Raw genomic sequence first — 16,786 nt, 5'->3', positions numbered from 1 at the left:
CTCGTTTGATTTGGGATTCGGTGCAGTATGCGTCTAAAACGCTTGCAGACTGATGGGCTGAAGGGACGGCAATGTTCGAGAAGATCCTGGTGGCGAACCGCGGCGAAATCGCGTGCCGAGTGATGCGCACATGCAAGCGCCTGGGGATCGGCACCGTCGCCGTCTACTCCGACGCCGACCGTCACGCCCCCCACGTCGAGATGGCCGACGAAGCCGTGCGCATCGGCCCGCCCCCCGCCGCCGAGTCCTACCTCCGGATCGACGCGATCCTGGAGGCCTGCGCCGAGACCGGCGCCCAGGCCGTCCATCCCGGTTACGGCTTCCTGTCCGAGCGTGCCGCCTTCCCCGCGGCCCTCGCCGAGGCCGGCATCACCTTCATCGGCCCCAATCCGGCGGCCATCGAGGCGATGGGCGACAAGATCGAATCCAAGCGCCGCGCCGAGGCGGCGGGCGTCTCCACCGTCCCCGGCGGCGCCGGTGCGCTGGAGACCGCCGAGGACGCGGTGAAGATCGCCGACGGGATCGGCTACCCGGTGATGATCAAGGCCTCCGCCGGCGGCGGCGGCAAGGGCATGCGCATCGCCCACTCGCGCGACGAGGTCGCCGACGGGTTCGACCGCGCCCGTTCCGAGGCGAAGTCCTCGTTCGGCGACGAGCGGGTCTTCGTCGAGAAGTTCATCGTCGACCCGCGCCACATCGAGATCCAGGTGCTGGGCGACAAGCACGGCAACGCGATCCACATCCTGGAGCGCGAGTGCTCCATCCAGCGTCGCAACCAGAAGGTCATCGAGGAGGCGCCCTCGCCGCTCCTCACCCCCGAGGTCCGCGCGAAAATGGGCGAGCAGGCCGTCGCCCTCGCCAAGGCGGTCGCCTACGATTCGGCCGGCACGGTCGAGTTCGTCGCCGACCAGAACGCCAACTTCTACTTCCTGGAAATGAACACGCGCCTCCAGGTGGAGCATCCGGTCACCGAGCTGATCACCGGGCTCGACCTCGTGGAGGAGATGATCCGCGTCGCCGCCGGCGAGCCGCTGCGCCACCGGCAGGACGACATCGCGCCGAACGGCTGGGCGGTCGAAGCGCGGCTCTACGCCGAGGATCCGGACCGCAAGTTCCTGCCCTCCATCGGCCGCATCCGCCGCCTCGCGATGCCGCAGGACACCGCCGCCGAGACCACCGTGCGGGTCGACACCGGCGTCGTCGAAGGCTCGGAGATCTCGCGCTTCTACGACCCGATGATCGCCAAGATCGTCACCCACGGCCCCACCCGCGAGGCCGCGATCGACGCCATGTCCATCGCCCTCGACGAGGTCGCCATCGACGGGATCCGCCACAACGGCACGTTCCTGTCGGCACTGATGGCCCACCCGCGCTGGCGCGAGGGGAACCTCTCCACCGGCTTCATCGCCGAGGAGTTCCCCGACGGGCCGACCCTCCCCGCCACCGACGAGATCCGCACCCTGATGGCGACCGTTGCCTTCGCCGAGGAGGCGCGCGAGGCGCTGCGCCGCTCCACCTTCGGCTCGCACCCGACCCCGGTGCCCGGCGCCCTCGCCGCCCTGTTCGACGACGACACGCGCGTCGAGGGCACCGTCGCGGCGCGGGCGGACGGCGTCGAGGTCACCATCGAGGGCACCACCCGCCTCGTCTGCCGCGAGCGCTGCGGCCTGGGCGTGTGGCGCGGCACCGTGGACGGCGCGCTCATCTCGATGGGCTACGGCGAGACGCCGCACGACGTCGGCCTCACCTATCGCGGCCGGCGCCTGCGCGCCAAGGTTCGCCGCCCGCGCATCGCCGACCTCCAGGCCTACATGCCCCAGCTCTCCGCCGCCGACACGGCCAAGAAGGTTCTCTGCCCGATGCCCGGCCTCGTCGTCTCGCTCAACGTCGCCAAGGGCGACATGGTGGACGACGGCCAGCCGCTGGCCGTCATCGAGGCGATGAAGATGGAGAACGTCATCCGCGCCGAGCGGTCGGGCAAGGTGAAGGACGTCTACGTCGAGGCGGGCGCGAGCCTCGCGGTCGACGCGGTGATCCTCGAGTTCGAGTAATGGCGACGCGCTTCCTCATCGAAGGCCGGGTCCAGGGCGTCGGCTATCGCAACTGGCTCCAGGAGGAAGCGCAGCGCCGGGGGCTGCGCGGCACGGTGCGCAACCTGCGCGACGGCCGCGTCGAGGCCGTCGTCGTCGGCACCTTCGAGGAGACCGACGCGCTCCTCGCCGCCTGCCGCCAGGGCCCGCCGATGGCCAAGGTCACCGGCATCGGCCTCGACCCCGTCGGCGATCCGTCCGTGACCGGCTTCGTCGTCCTGCCGACCGCCTGAGGCACCGGCGCGCCGCGTCCGCCCTTGTCCGGCAGGGCTCGGCAGGGGCCGGCAACGGGGTCGGCTGAGGGCCGCGGGGGTCGGCGAAAAGGGACGTGGGCCCTATCTCCCTCTCCTTCGACCCGCGACGAAGGAGCCGCCATGCGAATCCTCGAAACCGCCCTCTACGCCGAAAACCTCGCCGAAACGGCCGACTTCTACGAACATATTCTCGGCCTGGAGCGCTTCGCCGAGGTCGACGGGCGGCACGTCTTCTTCCGCCTGGAGGGGACGGTCCTCCTCCTCTTCAAGCCGTCTGCCACGGCCGAGGCGCCGGCGAACGGCGCCCTCCCCGTCCCACCTCACGGCGCCACCGGGCCCGGTCACGCCTGCTTCGCCGCCCCCGGCGCGGAGATCGACCGTTGGCACGACCGCCTCACCGCCGCCGGCGTCACCGTCGAGAGCGCCTTCGCTTGGCCGCAAGGGGGCCGGTCGCTGTACCTGCGCGACCCCGCCGGCAATTCCATCGAATTTGCCGAACCGCGCATCTGGGGGCTGAGGCGTTCGCGCAGGCGTCTATGGACGCATCCGGCTGAAACGAAAACGGGCAGCCGAAGCCACCCGAATCCATCGCCTCTCGCCCGATGCGGGGCGGGCCGCCGGTCAGACCAGCAGCGCCATCGGGCTCTCGACGTAGCGGGCGAAGGCCTGCAACACCTCGGCACCGAGCGCCCCGTCGACCGCGCGGTGGTCGACCGAGAGCGTCACCGTCATCACCGTGGCGATCGCCAGCGCGCCGTCCTTCACCACCGCCCGCTGCTCGCCGGCGCCGACGGCCAGGATCGAGCCGTGCGGCGGGTTGATCACCGCGGCGAAGTCCTTGATGCCGAACATGCCGAGGTTGGAGACGGCAGTAGACCCGCCCTGATACTCGGCCGGCTGCAACTTCTTGTCGCGCGCGCGCTTGGCGAGGTCCTTCATCTCGTTGGAGATCACCGACAGCGTCTTCGAATCGGCCTTGCGCACGACCGGGGTGATGAGCCCGTCCGGGATCGCCACCGCCACACCGACGTCGACGCCGGTGTGGATCAGACGCGAGGCGGAGGTGTAGGTGGCGTTCGCCATCGGCACGTCGCGCAGCGCCAGCGCCATCGCCTTGATGACGAAGTCGTTCACCGAGAGCTTGTAGGCGGGCTTGCCGTCGCCGTCCTTGGGGGCGGCGGCGTTGAGATCGCCGCGCAGCTTCAGCAGCGCGTCGAGTTCGACGTCCCGCGTCAGGTAGAAGTGCGGGATGGTCTGCTTCGATTCGGTCAGGCGGCGCGCGATCGTCTTGCGCATGCCGTCGTGCGGGATCTCCTTGTAGGCCCCCTCCGCGAACATCGCCTTGATCTGATCGTCGGACATGCCGGCGGGCGCACCGGTGGGGGGCGGCGCCTTGGCGGCCGGCGCGGAAGCCGGAGCCTTGGCCGCCTCGGGCGCCTTCGCCGGGGCGGTGCCGGTGGTCTTCGCCTGCTCGACGTCGGCCTTGACGATGCGTCCGTGCGGCCCGGTGCCGGAGACGGCGGCGAGGTCGATCCCGCCTTCCTTGGCGAGGCGGCGGGCCAGCGGCGAGGCGAAGACGCGACCGCCGTCGCCGCCCTTGGGCGCCGCACCGGCGGTGGAGGCGCCGCTGCCGTTGCCGCTGCCGGTGCCGTTGCGCGTCGCATCGGCGGCGCCGCCGGTGGAGGTCTCGGCCGCGGCCTGATCCTTGGCTTCGGGCTTCTGCGCCGCGGGGGCCTTCGCCTCGCTCGGGGCGGCGGCGATGTCGTCCGCGCTCTCGCCCTCGGCGAGGAGGATGGCGATCGTGTCGTTCACCGGCACGTCCGCCGTGCCCTCGGCGACGACGATCTTGCCGACGGTCCCTTCGTCGACCGCCTCGACTTCCATGGTGGCTTTGTCGGTCTCGATCTCAGCGATCACGTCGCCGGAGGAGACGGTGTCGCCTTCCTTGACGAGCCATTTCGCGAGCGTTCCCGCCTCCATCGTAGGCGACAAAGCCGGCATCAAGATCGGGGTAGGCATGGCGCGTCCTCAGTGTTGTCGCTCGCACGCGCTCGGAACGCCTCCCGTCCGCGCGTCGGCCGGACTGTTGGGCAACCAGCGCGTGATTGCAAGGCGCTCTAACATCGCAAATGCCTAGTGACGCGCCAAGGTTTCAGTGTATGGCCCGGCCAACGACCGCGAGGCCAATATGCGCATCCTATTCCTACACAACAATTTCCCCGGCCAGTACCGGCGGATCGCCAATCACCTGAAATCCGTCGCAGGCGTGGAAATGCTGGCGGGAACGCTCGCCAGCAACCAGCAGGACATGGGGATCAAGAAGGTCCCCTACGAGCTTCACCGGGAGGTCGCCAAGGGCATTCACCCCACGCTCGTCACCGCCGAGCGCGCCGTGCTGACCGCACAAGCGGCCTTCAAGGCGCTCTATCCGTTGAAGAACCAGGGGTGGGAGCCGGATCTCGTCTGCGCCCATTCCGGCTGGGGGCCCTCGCTCCTCGTCAAGGAGCTGTGGCCCAAGACGAAGCAGCTCAGCCTGTTCGAGTGGTACTACAACGCCCGCGGCAGCGACGCGGACTTTCTCGAGCCGCTCAATCACGACGCCGCGGCGCGGGCGCATTTCAAGAATATCCCCATCCTTCTGGACCTCGCGACCATGGACTGGGGCTCCTCGCCGACGCGCTGGCAGCACAGCCAGTTCCCCAAGCACCTGACGCACAATATGTCCGTCCTGCACGAGGGCGTGGACTGCGAGTTCTTCAAGCCCGGCCCCGATCAGGTGACCGTGGGCGACCGCACCTTCACCGCGCAGGACGAGGTGATCACCTACGTCGCGCGCGGGATGGAGCCCTATCGCGGGTTCCCGCAGTTCATGCAGGCCGTGGCGAAACTGCAACAGCGCCGCCCCGACCTCCACGTCCTGATCGCCGGCACCGACCGCACCGCCTACGGCAAGACGCGCAAGGACGGCAAGACCCACCGCGAACACGCGATGGAGACGCTCGACCTCGACCTCGAGCGCGTCCACTTCCTCGGCCTGGTGCCGCTGAAGACCTTGCGGTCGATGTTTAGAATCACGAAAGCGCACGTCTATTTGACCGTGCCCTTCGTATTGTCGTGGTCGCTGCTGGAAGCGATGTCGACCGGGGCGCTCGTCGTCGGTTCGGATACACAGCCGCTGCACGAAGTTGTTGATGACAAGCGCAATGGCCTGCTGACGCCCTTCTTCGATGCCGACCGCTTGGCCGATACTCTGGAACGCGTCCTGCGCAAGGAGGTGGACCGGGCAAGCCTGGAGAAAGCCGCACGCCGCACGATCGTCGAACGCTATGCACTGCCCGTCATCCTTCCCAAGCAATGGGGGCTGATGCAGGCGGTGGCGAAGGGTGAACGGCCCAAAGTGTGACGTTGAGATCTCGAATGGGGGGCTGCCGCTGACGAATATCCCGTCGGCGGAGCGCATTATACCAAGAGGCAGGTGGCGGTCGGTTCACGCGGACCGCACTTTATCCTCGCAGACTGCGCAACTCTTAAGATGAAGATGTAACGGACTGATGACAGCAAACACGCCGTAGGCGGCCAAGTCTTCGACGGACGGTCGCCAGCGACAGAAGGAGATTCCTGATGCGCAAACTTGCTCTTTTTGCCCCTCTTGCTGCCCTGGCTTTCTTCGCTCCGGTCGATACAGCCGACGCCAAGACCGTCTGCAAAGAACGCGGTGAGATGATCAAGATCCTCTCACGGAAGTTCAACGAACATCAACGCTCGTTCGGCCTCCAGAACGACCGCCGCGTCCTCGAACTCTACGCCTCCGCCGACGGCACCTGGACCGCCATCCTCTCCATGCCCAACGGCAAGTCCTGTGTCGTCGCCGCGGGCGAAGCCTGGACCGTCCTTCCCCCGGTGCCCACCGGCGAGCCGGCCTGAACCGCCTCACACGCCGGCCCGATGAGCGGGCCGGTCCGCACCGTCGCACCTGACGCCGGACCGTTTCGCCCGTTGCATCGCCGATGCGAAGGCCCTACGCCAAATCCTAAATAAACTTAGGAGGACGCTGTGGGCGTTGAGGGAAAAGTCGTCTTGGTGACAGGGGCCAGTCAGGGGATTGGCAAGGCGTGCGCGCTGACCCTCGCCAAGCACGGCGCCAAGGTCGTGGCCGCGGCCCGCACCGAAGAGAAGCTGAAAGCCGTCGCCGCCGAGGCCGAAGGCACCATCGTGCCGATCCGCTGCGATGCCACCGACGAGGCGTCGGTCGACGCCATGTTCGCACGCATCAAGGACGAACTCGGCCGGATCGACGTCGTGTTCAACAACGCCGGCGCCAATATGCCCGGCACCGATGTCGGCGACATCGAGTTCGCCGAGTGGCGCCGTGTCGTGGGCACCAACCTCGACGCCTGCTTCCTCGTCGCGCGCGGGGCCTATCGGCTCATGCGCGAGCAGTCCCCCAAGGGCGGGCGGATCATCAACAACGGCTCGATCTCGGCCCATGCGCCGCGGCCCGGCTCCATCGCCTACACCGCCTCCAAGCACGCCATCACCGGCCTGACCAAGACCATCAGCCTCGACGGCCGCAAGCACGACATCGCCTGCAGTCAGATCGATATCGGCAATGCGCAGACCGACATGGCCTCGCGCATGGCCCACGGCGTGCCGCAGGCGAACGGCGAGATCGCGCCGGAGCCGCTGATGGACGTGCAGGTCGTCGCCGACACGCTCCTCTACATGGCCGGCCTCGACCTCGACGCCAACGCGCAGTTCCTGACCATCATGGCCACGAAGATGCCGTTCGTCGGCCGCGGCTGACGCGGCGGAGCGCGGGGCTTGCCTCCGGCAGGCCCCGCCCTCATCCCGATCAGGCGATGCTTTCGATCACGCCCTGGTCGGTGACGACGCAGGTCGCCTGCCCGTTGCCGACGCTCAGCACCACCGAGTAGCGCCCCGCCGTCGTCTGCGCCGACGAGATCGGCAGGACGTCACCCGACGCGCCCAGACGCGTCTGCGCCTCTGAAGCGCACAGGAGCTGCAGGTCGGCCGGCGCGGTGACGACGGTCTCGCGCACCGTGGTGCTCGTGGACGGCGCGTTGGTCGACGAGGATGACTGGCAGGCGCACAAGCCGAGCGCGCAGCCCGCAATCACCATTCCAAGCTTCAGCATTCGCATAATTCCCTTAAACGCCGCGGTAGAGCGCTGCGCCCTGCATCAACACGATCACCTTCGCGCCTTTCTCTACCCGGCTGTAGAGATCGATCACGTCCTCGTTGTTCATGCGGATGCAGCCTGACGAGATGTCGAGCCCGATCGACCACGGCTCGTTGGTGCCGTGGATGCGGTAGATCGTGTCGCGGTTGCCTTCGAAGAGATAGAGCGCGCGGGCGCCGAGCGGATTGTCCGGCCCGCCGGGCATGCCACCGGCATATTTGGCCGCCTTCGGGTCGCGCGCCACCATCTCCGCCGGCGGCGTCCACGTCGGCCACTCCTGCTTGCGGCCGACGTTGACGATGCCGGCCCAGCCGAACCCCTCGCGCCCGACGCCGATGCCGTAGCGGATCGCCTTGAAGTCGCCCAGCACGAGGTAGAGGAAGTGCCGGTTGCCGTCGATCACGATGGTGCCGGGCTTCTCGGCCGTGCGGAAGGTCACGACCTGGCGGCGGAAGTCCGCCGGCACCTGGCCGTGCTGCTTGTAGTAGCGCAGCGCGTGCGAGGGGTCGTAGGGCACCCACGTGCGGGTGTTGGGGTCGAACACCTCGGTCGCGTGGGCCGTACCCACCGCCAGCGCGATGCCGAGCGCCGCCGCGACAATCCTGGCGAACATCGCACTCATTGGGTCCACTCCGCGATCTTGTCTTCGTTCTGGGCGATCCACTCGTCCGCCACGTCCTCCGGCGTGCGCGCCTCCACGTCGATGGCGTAGCTCATCGCCTCGGCGTCCTCGTCCGTCAGCGCCATCTTGTCGAGGAAGGCGACGAGGTCGGGGTGGTAGTCGGCGAGGTCGCTCGCGTAGCCGATATGATAGTGCGAGGCCATCCACGCGCTCGCCGCGGTGGAATTCTCCAGCCACGCCGGATCCTCGGACGGCGACAGGACGTGCCAGGTCGACGGGTCGTGCGCCGGCTCCTCCAGCTGCACGATGTCGTGCAGCGCGAAGAGGTGGTGCGGCGCATAGCAATAGAAGACGATGGGCGTGCCCAGGGCCACCGCCGCGTCGACGGAGGCCATCGCCATGTCCTCGGGCATGGTCAGCAGCATCATCGACTGGTCGTAGCCGTAGCTCTTGGCCCGCAGCCGCTCGATCCGCGTCGCCGACCAGTAGAAGTCGCCGATCCACATCTCGCCGCGGCCGTCGCCGTCGGTGTCGAATTGGGCGGCCATCGCGGGGTCGGCGAGGTCGGCCACCCGCCGGATCCCCGTCGCCTCGACCGTCGCGGGCGTGGTGCAGATGTGCTGCGTCGCCTCCACGCGGGCCGGCGCCAGGGTCAGCGTGCCCAGCTCGTCGGTGTACTTCCGGATATCGACCGTCTCGTTCGGCATCCAGATCTCGGGGTGGATGTCGACCTCGCCGCGGTCGATCGCGTCGAACAGCTGCACGGTACCGATCGGGCGCAGCATCGGCGTCATGCCGTAGGTCTTCTCGGCCACGCGCGCGATGATGTTGGCCGTCACCTTCGCGGTCGGCCAGTCGGGCATGCCGATCACCACGGTCGACTGCGCCGCCGCCGGCCCCGCCCCGGCCACCACCGGGACGGCGAGCGTCAGCGCCCCCACCCATGTTCTCAACCGCCCCATGGTACCTCCCCCGTTCGCCTGACTACCCGGCCGATGACGGCGCGCGATGACCATGCATGGTTGTCCAACCGCGACGACAATAGCGAGAAACGCGGCGATTAGTGTGACCATTCTTCAACAGACGTTACGTCGCAGTTTACGAACCGTCAGTTTCACACCTAAATGGAACAAAGAATGAACTGAGGCCGCCATGCCGCCCTATTCCGGCCGAATCCGCTCGTTGCAAGAGAAGCTCGCCATCCTCGCCGACGCGGCGAAATACGATGCCTCCTGCGCCTCGTCGGGCACCACGAAGCGCAATGCGCGCACCTCGGGCGGGATCGGCTCTACCGAAGGTTCGGGCATCTGCCACGCCTACGCGCCGGACGGCCGCTGCATCTCGCTGTTGAAGCTGCTGCTGACGAACGCCTGCATCTACGACTGCGCCTATTGCATCAACCGCGTGTCGAGCCGGGTGGAGCGGGAGGCCTTCACGCCGGACGAGGTGGTCGACCTCACCCTCGCCTTCTACCGGCGCAACTACATCGAGGGGCTGTTCCTCTCCTCCGGGATCGTCCGTTCGGCCGACCATACGATGGAGGAGGTCGTGCGCGTCGCCCGCACCTTGCGCGTGGCGCACGGCTTCCAGGGCTACATCCACCTCAAGACCATCCCCGACGCCTCGCCAGCGCTGATCGCCGAGGCGGGACGGTGGGCGGACCGGCTGTCGATCAACATCGAGCTGCCGACCGAGCGCGGGCTCGCCGCCCTGGCGCCGGAGAAGAGCGGACGCACGATCAAATCGTCGATGGCGGCGCTGCGCACCGGGATCGACGCCGCGCGCGACACCACGCGCCAGAGCCGCCGCCGCGCACCACGCTTCGCGCCGGCCGGGCAGTCGACCCAGATGATCGTCGGCGCGGACGGGGCGAGCGATCTCACGATCCTCACCACGAGCCGCAATCTCTATACCTCGTACGATCTGCGACGGGTCTACTACAGCGCCTTCTCGCCGGTTCCGGACGCATCCTCCGCGCTGCCGCCCGCAGCACCACCCCTGGTGCGTGAGCACCGCCTCTACCAGGCCGACTGGCTCACCCGCTTCTACGGCTACGAGCTCGACGACCTGGAGCGCGCCACCGACGGCGGAATGCTCGACCTCGACATCGACCCCAAGCTCGCCTTCGCACTGGCGAACCGGGCGGACTTCCCGGTGGACGTCAACCGAGCGCCGCGCGAGCAGCTCCTGCGCGTGCCGGGCCTCGGGGTGAAGGCGGTGGACGCCATCGTGCGCACGCGGCGCCATCGACGCATGCGCCTGGAGGACCTCGCCCGGCTGACGCCGACGGCCCGCAAGGCCAAGCCCTTCGTCGCGCTGGAAGGTTGGCATCCCGGCCGGCTGATCGACACGGCGAACCTGCGCCAGCGCTTCCTGCCGCCGGCCCGCCAGCTCGACCTATTCGCCACCGCCAGCTCCGCCGCCGCCACCACCGCCGCCGCCGGAGCCGCGGAGGCCGCGCCGTGACCGCCGCCGCCCTCGCCCGCGCGGAGCGGACCCCGCGCTGGACGGTCACGCTCGACCACCCGGCGGATTTCGCGACCTTCCGCGCCGCCGCCCGCAAGCTGACCGCCGGCTGCGTGCCGGCACGCGATGTGGACTGGGTGGTCGGCGAGGTGCCGCGCAGCCTCTTCGGTGCCGACCGCCACGTCGACGAGCTGCCGGAGCCCGCCCCGGTCGACGCCCCGCGCGCCCCCCGCGACTTCCCGGCGCTGGCCGAGGCCCTCGTGTGCCACCGCGCGCCGGAGCGGTTCGTCCTGGCGCACCGCCTGCTGGAGCGGTTCGCCGCCGAGCCGAAGCTTCTGGAGATCGCCAGCGACCCGGACGTCGCCAAGGCGCGCACGATGGCCAAGAACGTCGCCCGCTGCTCGCACAAGATGAAGGCCTTCGTGCGCTTCCGCGAGACGCATGACGCCGACGGCATCGCCCGCTTCGTCGCCTGGTTCGAGCCAGAGCACCACACGCTGGACCGCACCGCGCCGTTCTTCATGCGCCGTTTCCCGGAGATGCGCTGGTCGATCCTCACGCCGGACCGCTCGGCCCACTGGGACGGCGAGATCCTGGCGACGGGTCCGGGCGCCGCGCGCGACGTGGCGCCGGGCGGCGACGTCAACGAGGAGCTGTGGCGCACTTATTTCGGCGCGATCTTCAACCCGGCGCGGCTGAAGGTGAAGGCGATGCAGTCCGAGATGCCCAAGCGCTACTGGAAGAACATGCCCGAGGCGGCGCTGATCACGCCGCTGATCCAGGCGGCCGGCCGGCGCACCGAGGCCATGGTCGCCGCGCCGACACGCACCCCGGCCCGCTCCACCCGCGTCGCCCGCGAACGGCGCGCGCAGGACGACGCCGGCGCCGCCGCCGCGGCCGACATCGCCACCCTCGCCGACCTCGCCCGTGCCGCCACGCACTGCACCCGCTGTCCGCTCTACGGCCCGGCGACCCAGGTGGTGGTCGGCGAAGGGCGGCCCGGCGCGCCGATCATGTTCGTGGGCGAGCAGCCCGGCGACCAGGAAGACCTCGCCGGGCGCCCCTTCGTCGGCCCCGCGGGCCGGCTCTTCGACGAGGCGCTCGCCGCCGCCGGCATCGACCGGGCGCAGACGTTCATCACCAATGCGGTGAAGCACTTCAGATTCACGCCACGCGGCAAGCGGCGCATCCACCAGAAGCCGACGCTGTCGCAGGTCCATGCATGCGGCGTTTGGCTGGAGGCGGAGCGGGACCTGGTGCGGCCGCGGCTGACGGTGGCGCTGGGCGCGACGGCGGCGCAGGCGCTCATGGGGCGCGCGGTCAGCATCGGCCGCGAGCGTGGCCGGGCCCTCGCCTGGGCCAACGGCGACCATGGATTGATCACCATTCATCCGTCTTATCTGCTGCGTCTCCCGGACCCCGACGCGAAGCGATCGGAGTTCGAACAATTCGTTGCCGATCTGTCACGAGTCCGTGAGCTCGGGATGGCATATCCACCGGAAAGGTAGACGAACCCACGCTCGCTCAGCCCTAATTCATTAAGCCTATGCAACGGACGTATCGTCGGTTCGTTGTGGGTTTGACGCCGCTTGCTTATTTACCTGCAGTTAGCGTTTGGCCGAAAACCGATTGGGGAAGTTCCATGCGCCTTCTGATTGCTGCCCTCATAGCTGTGCTATTCGTCGGCGAGGCGGCGGCTCAGTCGTGCAATTCCCTGCGCAAGCAGCTGGCGGCAGCGCAGAGCGGTGGTGGCGACATGGCCAGCCTGCGCTCGCAGTACAAGGCCTATCGGTGCGACGCCTCCACCCGCTACGGGCGCAATCGCGCCTGCGCGGGGATCGAGGCGCGCATGGCCCGCGCGGGCAGCGGCCGGCAGGTCGCCGCGTTGCAGCGGCAGGTGCAGCAGGCGTGTGCGCCGAGCCGCGTCGCCACCCGCCGCGAGCCCGCCCCGCGTGAAAGCACCATGATGATCGGCGGGCGCGTCGTCACCGGCGTCCACACCGAGGGCAAGCGCAACCGCGGCATCTTCTCCAGCCTGTTCGGCAACTCGCGCAGCCGGGAGGAGGTGCGGGTCGTCAGCACCGCCCCGGCCAACGGCGTCGAGCGGCTGGACCTGAACTCCGCGCGGCCCAACCGCGCCGCCTCCGGCGGTGGCGAGACGTACGTCTCCGCCGCGACGCGCTCCAGCGGGCACGTGAAGGGGCAGATGCGTGTCGGCAACTATCGCACCGTGTGCGTGCGTCTGTGCGACGGCTTCTACTTCCCCATCAACAGCCGCTCCCATTCGGACAATTTCTACGACGAGCTCGCCATGTGCATCGGCCGCTGTCCGGGGGCGGACGTTTCGCTCTACGCGCACGGCAGCGATTCGCCGGTGGAGAGCATGCGCTCGACCATGACCGGCGAGCGCTATGTGACGCTGCCGACCGCGTTCGCCTACCGCAAGCGCTCCGTTTCCGGCTGCGGCTGCCAGCCGATGTCCACCGGCTCGCCGGACGAGAAGGTGGTCGACTCCGTGGTCGCCTCGCTGAAGGCGGACGAGCAGACGGCCTCCGACGCGCCGGCGCCGGAGATCGTCGAGTGGACGCCGTTCAAAGCCGTCTACGACGAGACGGGCAAGCCGCTGCCGCCCCTCAAGACCGACCGCACGTCCGAGGCGCCAACCCGTCTCACCGGGCTGACCCTGCCCGACGCGCCGCGCCGCGTCGCCTCCAACCCGACGATGGCGATGGAAGGCGACCACCGGTATCGCGACGTCGGCCCGCAGTTCTTCTCCAAGTACGTCAGCGAGCCGGCCGTCGCCCAAGCCCGCCCCAAGACCACCGGCATGATCGCGACGACCGCCGTCACCGTGATCCCCCTCGGCACGACGACCCCGCGCTCGGCGGCCCCGCGCGCGACGACGCCGGTCGCATCGTCGACCGCCCCCTCGGCGGCCTCGCCCGTCACGCCGGCCGCGGCCGACGCCGAGGCGGCGACGCTGACGCCGGCGGCCTCCGGCACCCTCGCTCCGGCCTCGCTCGCCGCGCCGCCCGCCACCGAGGGTGACGCCCCCGGCCCGCAGGCGCATCCGGCGACGGGCGATGCCCCCGCCGGCGCCACCACGGACGCACAGCAAGAGGCCCGCGGCCCCCTCGAAGGACCGCGCGGCGGCTGATCCGCCGCTTCAGGCAACTGCTCGCTCGCGGCTTTCGCGCGGCCGGGTGGCGCGGCGGCTCGGGTCAGGGCGCGCGGGAGAGCGCGGCGTCGAGGCGGCGGGAGGTCTCCTCGCGGCCGAGGAGGAGGAGGAAGGCGGCGAGTTCCGGGCCCTGTGCCTCGCCCGTCAGTGCCAGCCGCAGCGGCATGAAGAGGCCCTTGCCCTTGGCCCCGGTAGCGGCCTTCACCGCCGCGGTCCACCCTTTGAAGGTGCTCTCATCCCACGGCTCGGGCGGCAGCGCCTGGCGCGCGGCGGCGAGCACCGGGCGATCCCCCTCCGCCGGCGGCACGGCGGCCGGGCCGTCGCGCAGGATCGCCACCCACGGCGCGATGTCGGTCCGCCGGGCGAGGTTCCCGCGCAGCGTCGTCCACACCGCCGGATCGCTCACCCCGTAGGTCTCCGCCAGCCATCCTGCGACCGCCTCGTAAGGCATCTCGTGCAGGAGCGCGGCGTTGAGGCGGGTGACGTCCGCCGGATCGAACGTCGCCGGCCCGCGCGAGACGGCGGCGAGATCGGCCCGCGCGCACAGCGCGCCGAGGTCGGCCACCGGCTCCACCGGCTGCGAGGTCCCCGTCAGCACCGCCAGCGAGGCGACCGCCATCGGCTCCACCTCGTCCCCGCGCAGCCGCGTCAGCGAGAGCGGGTTGTCGCGCTTGGAGAGCGGCTCGCCGTCGCTGCGGGTGAGGAGGTTGTGGTGCGCGAAGGCGGGCGCAGCCGCCCCCAGCGCCTCGAACAGGGCGATCTGTACGCCGGTATTGGTGATGTGATCCTCGCCCCGCACGATCAGCGTGACGCCCATGTCGACGTCGTCCACCACCGAGGTCAGGGTATAGAGGTAGCTGCCGTCGGCGCGCACCAGCACCGGATCGGAGATGGCGTCGAGGTTGACGCGTTGCTCGCCGCGGCAGCGGTCGTCCCAGGTGCGCGCGCCGTCCGGCAGACGGAAGCGCCAGTGCGGATGGCGCCCCTGCGCCTCCAGCGCGACCCGGTCCGCGTCGGCGAGGGCGAGCGCGGCGCGGTCGTACTTGGGCGGATGGCCGCGTGCGCGTTGGAGGGCACGCTTGCGCTCCAGCTCGTCCGGCGTCTCGTAGCACGGGTAGAGGAGGCCGGCGGCGCGCAATCGGTCCGCGGCGTCGTCGTACAGCGCCAGGCGGTCGGACTGGCGCACCAGCGTCGCCGGGCGGATGCCGAGCCAGGCGAGATCGGCCGCGATCGCCTCCGCGAACCGCGCCTCGGAGCGCTCCACGTCGGTATCGTCGAACCGCAGGATGAAGGTGCCGCCGGTCTGTCGCGCGACGGCGTAGTTGTACAGCGCCGTGCGGGCGTTGCCGATGTGGATCTCGCCGGTGGGCGACGGAGCGAAGCGGACGATTTCAGGCATCACGATACCGGTTGGTGATCGGGTAGCGGCGATCTCCGGCCGGCCGAGGCGCCAGCCGCAGCCGTGGCGTCGCCCGGCGCCGCATGGCCTCGCCATCGGTCACCCGGCGCGCCAACCGCCGCACGGTGTCAGCCTCGTAACCTTCCGCGACCAGCTCGTCCACGTCGGCGTCTCGCTCCAGGAGCGCGCCGAGGATCGCGTCGAGCACCACGTCCTCCGGCGCGTCGGCGCCGAGACCGATGGGCGCGGCGAGCAGCGGCGGCGGGAAGAGCGGCCCCGCAGGGCCGAGGGCCCCGTCCGGGCGGTGGACGTCGCGCCAGTGCGCCAGCGCCTTGACGTCGGTCCGGTCGAGGTCGCCGATGGGGTTCAGCCCGCCGCCCACCGGTCCCTGCCCCAGCGCGATCGCCGTCGCGCTGCCGGCCCGCACCACCAGCGCGCCGCCATCTTCGGCCAGCGCCCCCAGGACACCGCGGGCGATGCCGGCGCGCAGCTCGGCCGCCCCGGCCGGCCCCAGCGCCAGGCCGTCCACCGCGCGCAACGCCGGCGCCAGCGCGACGGGCCGCGGCGCCAGGCCGAGCGTAGTGGCGAGCGCGGCCGCGGCGGCCTCGGGCGGCGGATCGAACACCACCGCGTCGACGGCGTCGGCACCCAACGCGTCGACCGCGAGCGCCGCGGCGACGGCGGCGTCCACCCCGCCGGCCAGCTCCAGCACGATCCGCCCCGCGCCGGCCTTGCGGACCGCGTCGCGAAGGCCGAGCACGGCCGCGGCCCAGCGCGCGGCCGCCCCGTCCGGGATCGTCGCGGACAGCCCCGGCTCCAGCGTCCACCCCCGCGGTCCGCGACGGAAGACGAGCCGGGCCGAGGCGGGGACGAACGCGGGGAGCTGATGCGTCAGCCGCCGGTCCGCGCCCAACGCGAACGAGGCGCCGTCGAACACCCACTCGTCGTGGCCGCCGACGGCGTTGACGATCACCAGCGGCAGCTCGCTGTCCACCACCCGCGCGACGGCGACGTTGAGCCGCCGGTCCGCCTCCACCGGCGTGAACGGCGAGGCGGTGGGCACGATGAGGATCTCCGCCCCGGTCTCGGCGAGGCACTCCACCACGTCTGCCCCGAAGAGGTCCTCGCCGATCGGCAGCCCCACGCGCACGCCGTCGATGTCCACCGGGCCCGGCATGTCGGCCGAGGCGAAGACGCGCGCCTCGTCGAACGGCGGGCCGTCCTGCACCTCCACCTTGTGACGCACGACCGCGACGGCACCGCCCTGCAACACCGCGCAGGCGTTGGTGAGCCGCCCCTCCTCCAGCCACGGCGTGCCGATGGCGACGGCCGGCCCGGCGGCGAGCGCGGCGGCGAGCGCCTCCGCCTCGGCCATGCACCGCCGGGCGAAGCCGTGCATGCGGGCGAGGTCGTGCGGCGGCGCGCCGCTGAGGAAGAGTTCCGGGAACACCACGAGGTCCGCGTCGGCGGCGCGGCAGGCCGCCTCGGCCACGGCGCGGTTGCCCGAGACATCGCCCAGCACCGGGTTGAGCTGCTGGATCGAGACGGTGAAGGTGTCGCGCATCGGGTCCTTGTCG

General features: G+C 70.4%; 13 protein-coding genes and 2 pseudogenes. 9 read left to right on the top strand and 6 right to left on the bottom strand.

What is annotated here, in order from left to right; all coding sequences use genetic code 11:
- Positions 1-71 precede the first annotated feature (71 nt).
- The 3 genes and pseudogenes from MRB58_RS17735 to MRB58_RS17725 all read left to right on the top strand — a co-directional run.
- Positions 72-2,051, top strand: a complete 1,980-nt coding sequence (locus tag MRB58_RS17735) for an acetyl/propionyl/methylcrotonyl-CoA carboxylase subunit alpha (protein WP_244778425.1) — start codon at positions 72-74, stop codon at positions 2,049-2,051.
- Entirely contained in the window at positions 2,051-2,323 is a 273-nt protein-coding gene (locus MRB58_RS17730) for an acylphosphatase (RefSeq protein ID WP_244778424.1), read from the top strand. The genes MRB58_RS17735 and MRB58_RS17730 overlap by 1 nt, the downstream gene beginning before the upstream one ends.
- A gap of 141 nt (positions 2,324-2,464) precedes the next feature.
- Positions 2,465-2,860, top strand: a pseudogene (locus tag MRB58_RS17725) (VOC family protein); the annotation flags it as partial.
- A 105-nt stretch (positions 2,861-2,965) separates the two neighbouring features.
- Here the strand turns inward: MRB58_RS17725 and MRB58_RS17720 are convergent.
- Entirely contained in the window at positions 2,966-4,363 is a 1,398-nt protein-coding gene (locus MRB58_RS17720; protein WP_244778423.1) for a pyruvate dehydrogenase complex dihydrolipoamide acetyltransferase, read from the bottom strand.
- Between the two features lie 169 nt (positions 4,364-4,532).
- On the opposite strand from MRB58_RS17720, the gene MRB58_RS17715 reads away from it, so the two are divergent.
- The 3 genes from MRB58_RS17715 to MRB58_RS17705 all read left to right on the top strand — a co-directional run bounded on the left by MRB58_RS17715 (position 4,533) and on the right by MRB58_RS17705 (position 7,147).
- On the top strand, positions 4,533-5,747 hold the full coding sequence (locus MRB58_RS17715) for a glycosyltransferase (RefSeq protein WP_244778422.1): 1,215 nt from the start codon (positions 4,533-4,535) through the stop codon (positions 5,745-5,747).
- 218 nt (positions 5,748-5,965) lie between these two features.
- On the top strand, positions 5,966-6,268 hold the full coding sequence (locus MRB58_RS17710; RefSeq protein ID WP_244778421.1) for a hypothetical protein: 303 nt from the start codon (positions 5,966-5,968) through the stop codon (positions 6,266-6,268).
- A gap of 156 nt (positions 6,269-6,424) precedes the next feature.
- Entirely contained in the window at positions 6,425-7,147 is a 723-nt protein-coding gene (locus MRB58_RS17705; protein WP_244778420.1) for an SDR family oxidoreductase, read from the top strand.
- Positions 7,148-7,196: 49 nt separating this feature from the next.
- Here MRB58_RS17705 and MRB58_RS17700 read toward each other — a convergent pair whose 3' ends face one another.
- Genes MRB58_RS17700 through MRB58_RS17690 form a run of 3 tightly spaced genes read right to left on the bottom strand, consistent with a single transcriptional unit; the run spans position 7,197 to position 9,128 of the window.
- Entirely contained in the window at positions 7,197-7,499 is a 303-nt protein-coding gene (locus tag MRB58_RS17700; protein WP_244778419.1) for a hypothetical protein, read from the bottom strand.
- 13 nt (positions 7,500-7,512) lie between these two features.
- Positions 7,513-8,166 (bottom strand): L,D-transpeptidase family protein, encoded by a 654-nt coding sequence (locus MRB58_RS17695; protein WP_371747199.1) that lies wholly within the window; start codon positions 8,164-8,166, stop codon positions 7,513-7,515.
- Entirely contained in the window at positions 8,163-9,128 is a 966-nt protein-coding gene (locus MRB58_RS17690) for a glycine betaine ABC transporter substrate-binding protein (RefSeq protein ID WP_244778418.1), read from the bottom strand. The genes MRB58_RS17695 and MRB58_RS17690 overlap by 4 nt, the downstream gene beginning before the upstream one ends.
- Before the next feature lie 190 nt (positions 9,129-9,318).
- On the opposite strand from MRB58_RS17690, the pseudogene MRB58_RS17685 reads away from it, so the two are divergent.
- The 3 genes and pseudogenes from MRB58_RS17685 to MRB58_RS17675 all read left to right on the top strand — a co-directional run.
- Positions 9,319-10,566, top strand: a pseudogene (locus tag MRB58_RS17685) (putative DNA modification/repair radical SAM protein); the annotation flags it as partial.
- 62 nt (positions 10,567-10,628) lie between these two features.
- Positions 10,629-12,140, top strand: coding sequence for a UdgX family uracil-DNA binding protein (locus tag MRB58_RS17680; protein ID WP_244778417.1), 1,512 nt, complete (start codon positions 10,629-10,631; stop codon positions 12,138-12,140).
- A 134-nt stretch (positions 12,141-12,274) separates the two neighbouring features.
- Positions 12,275-13,789 (top strand): DUF2865 domain-containing protein, encoded by a 1,515-nt coding sequence (locus MRB58_RS17675; RefSeq protein WP_244778416.1) that lies wholly within the window; start codon positions 12,275-12,277, stop codon positions 13,787-13,789.
- 64 nt (positions 13,790-13,853) lie between these two features.
- Here MRB58_RS17675 and MRB58_RS17670 read toward each other — a convergent pair whose 3' ends face one another.
- Both MRB58_RS17670 and MRB58_RS17665 read right to left on the bottom strand, forming a co-directional pair.
- Positions 13,854-15,209 (bottom strand): glutamate--tRNA ligase, encoded by a 1,356-nt coding sequence (locus MRB58_RS17670; RefSeq protein WP_244778415.1) that lies wholly within the window; start codon positions 15,207-15,209, stop codon positions 13,854-13,856.
- A complete protein-coding gene (locus MRB58_RS17665; RefSeq protein WP_244778414.1) occupies positions 15,202-16,773 on the bottom strand; it encodes a nitrilase-related carbon-nitrogen hydrolase in 1,572 nt (523 codons plus the stop codon). The genes MRB58_RS17670 and MRB58_RS17665 overlap by 8 nt, the downstream gene beginning before the upstream one ends.
- Positions 16,774-16,786 lie beyond the last annotated feature (13 nt).

The sequence above is a fragment of the Acuticoccus sp. I52.16.1 genome, assembly GCF_022865125.1.
Taxonomy (GTDB): Bacteria; Pseudomonadota; Alphaproteobacteria; order Rhizobiales; family Amorphaceae; genus Acuticoccus.
The sequence above is the reverse complement of the archived record's forward strand: the minus strand, read 5'-3'. Positions and strand labels throughout refer to the sequence as shown.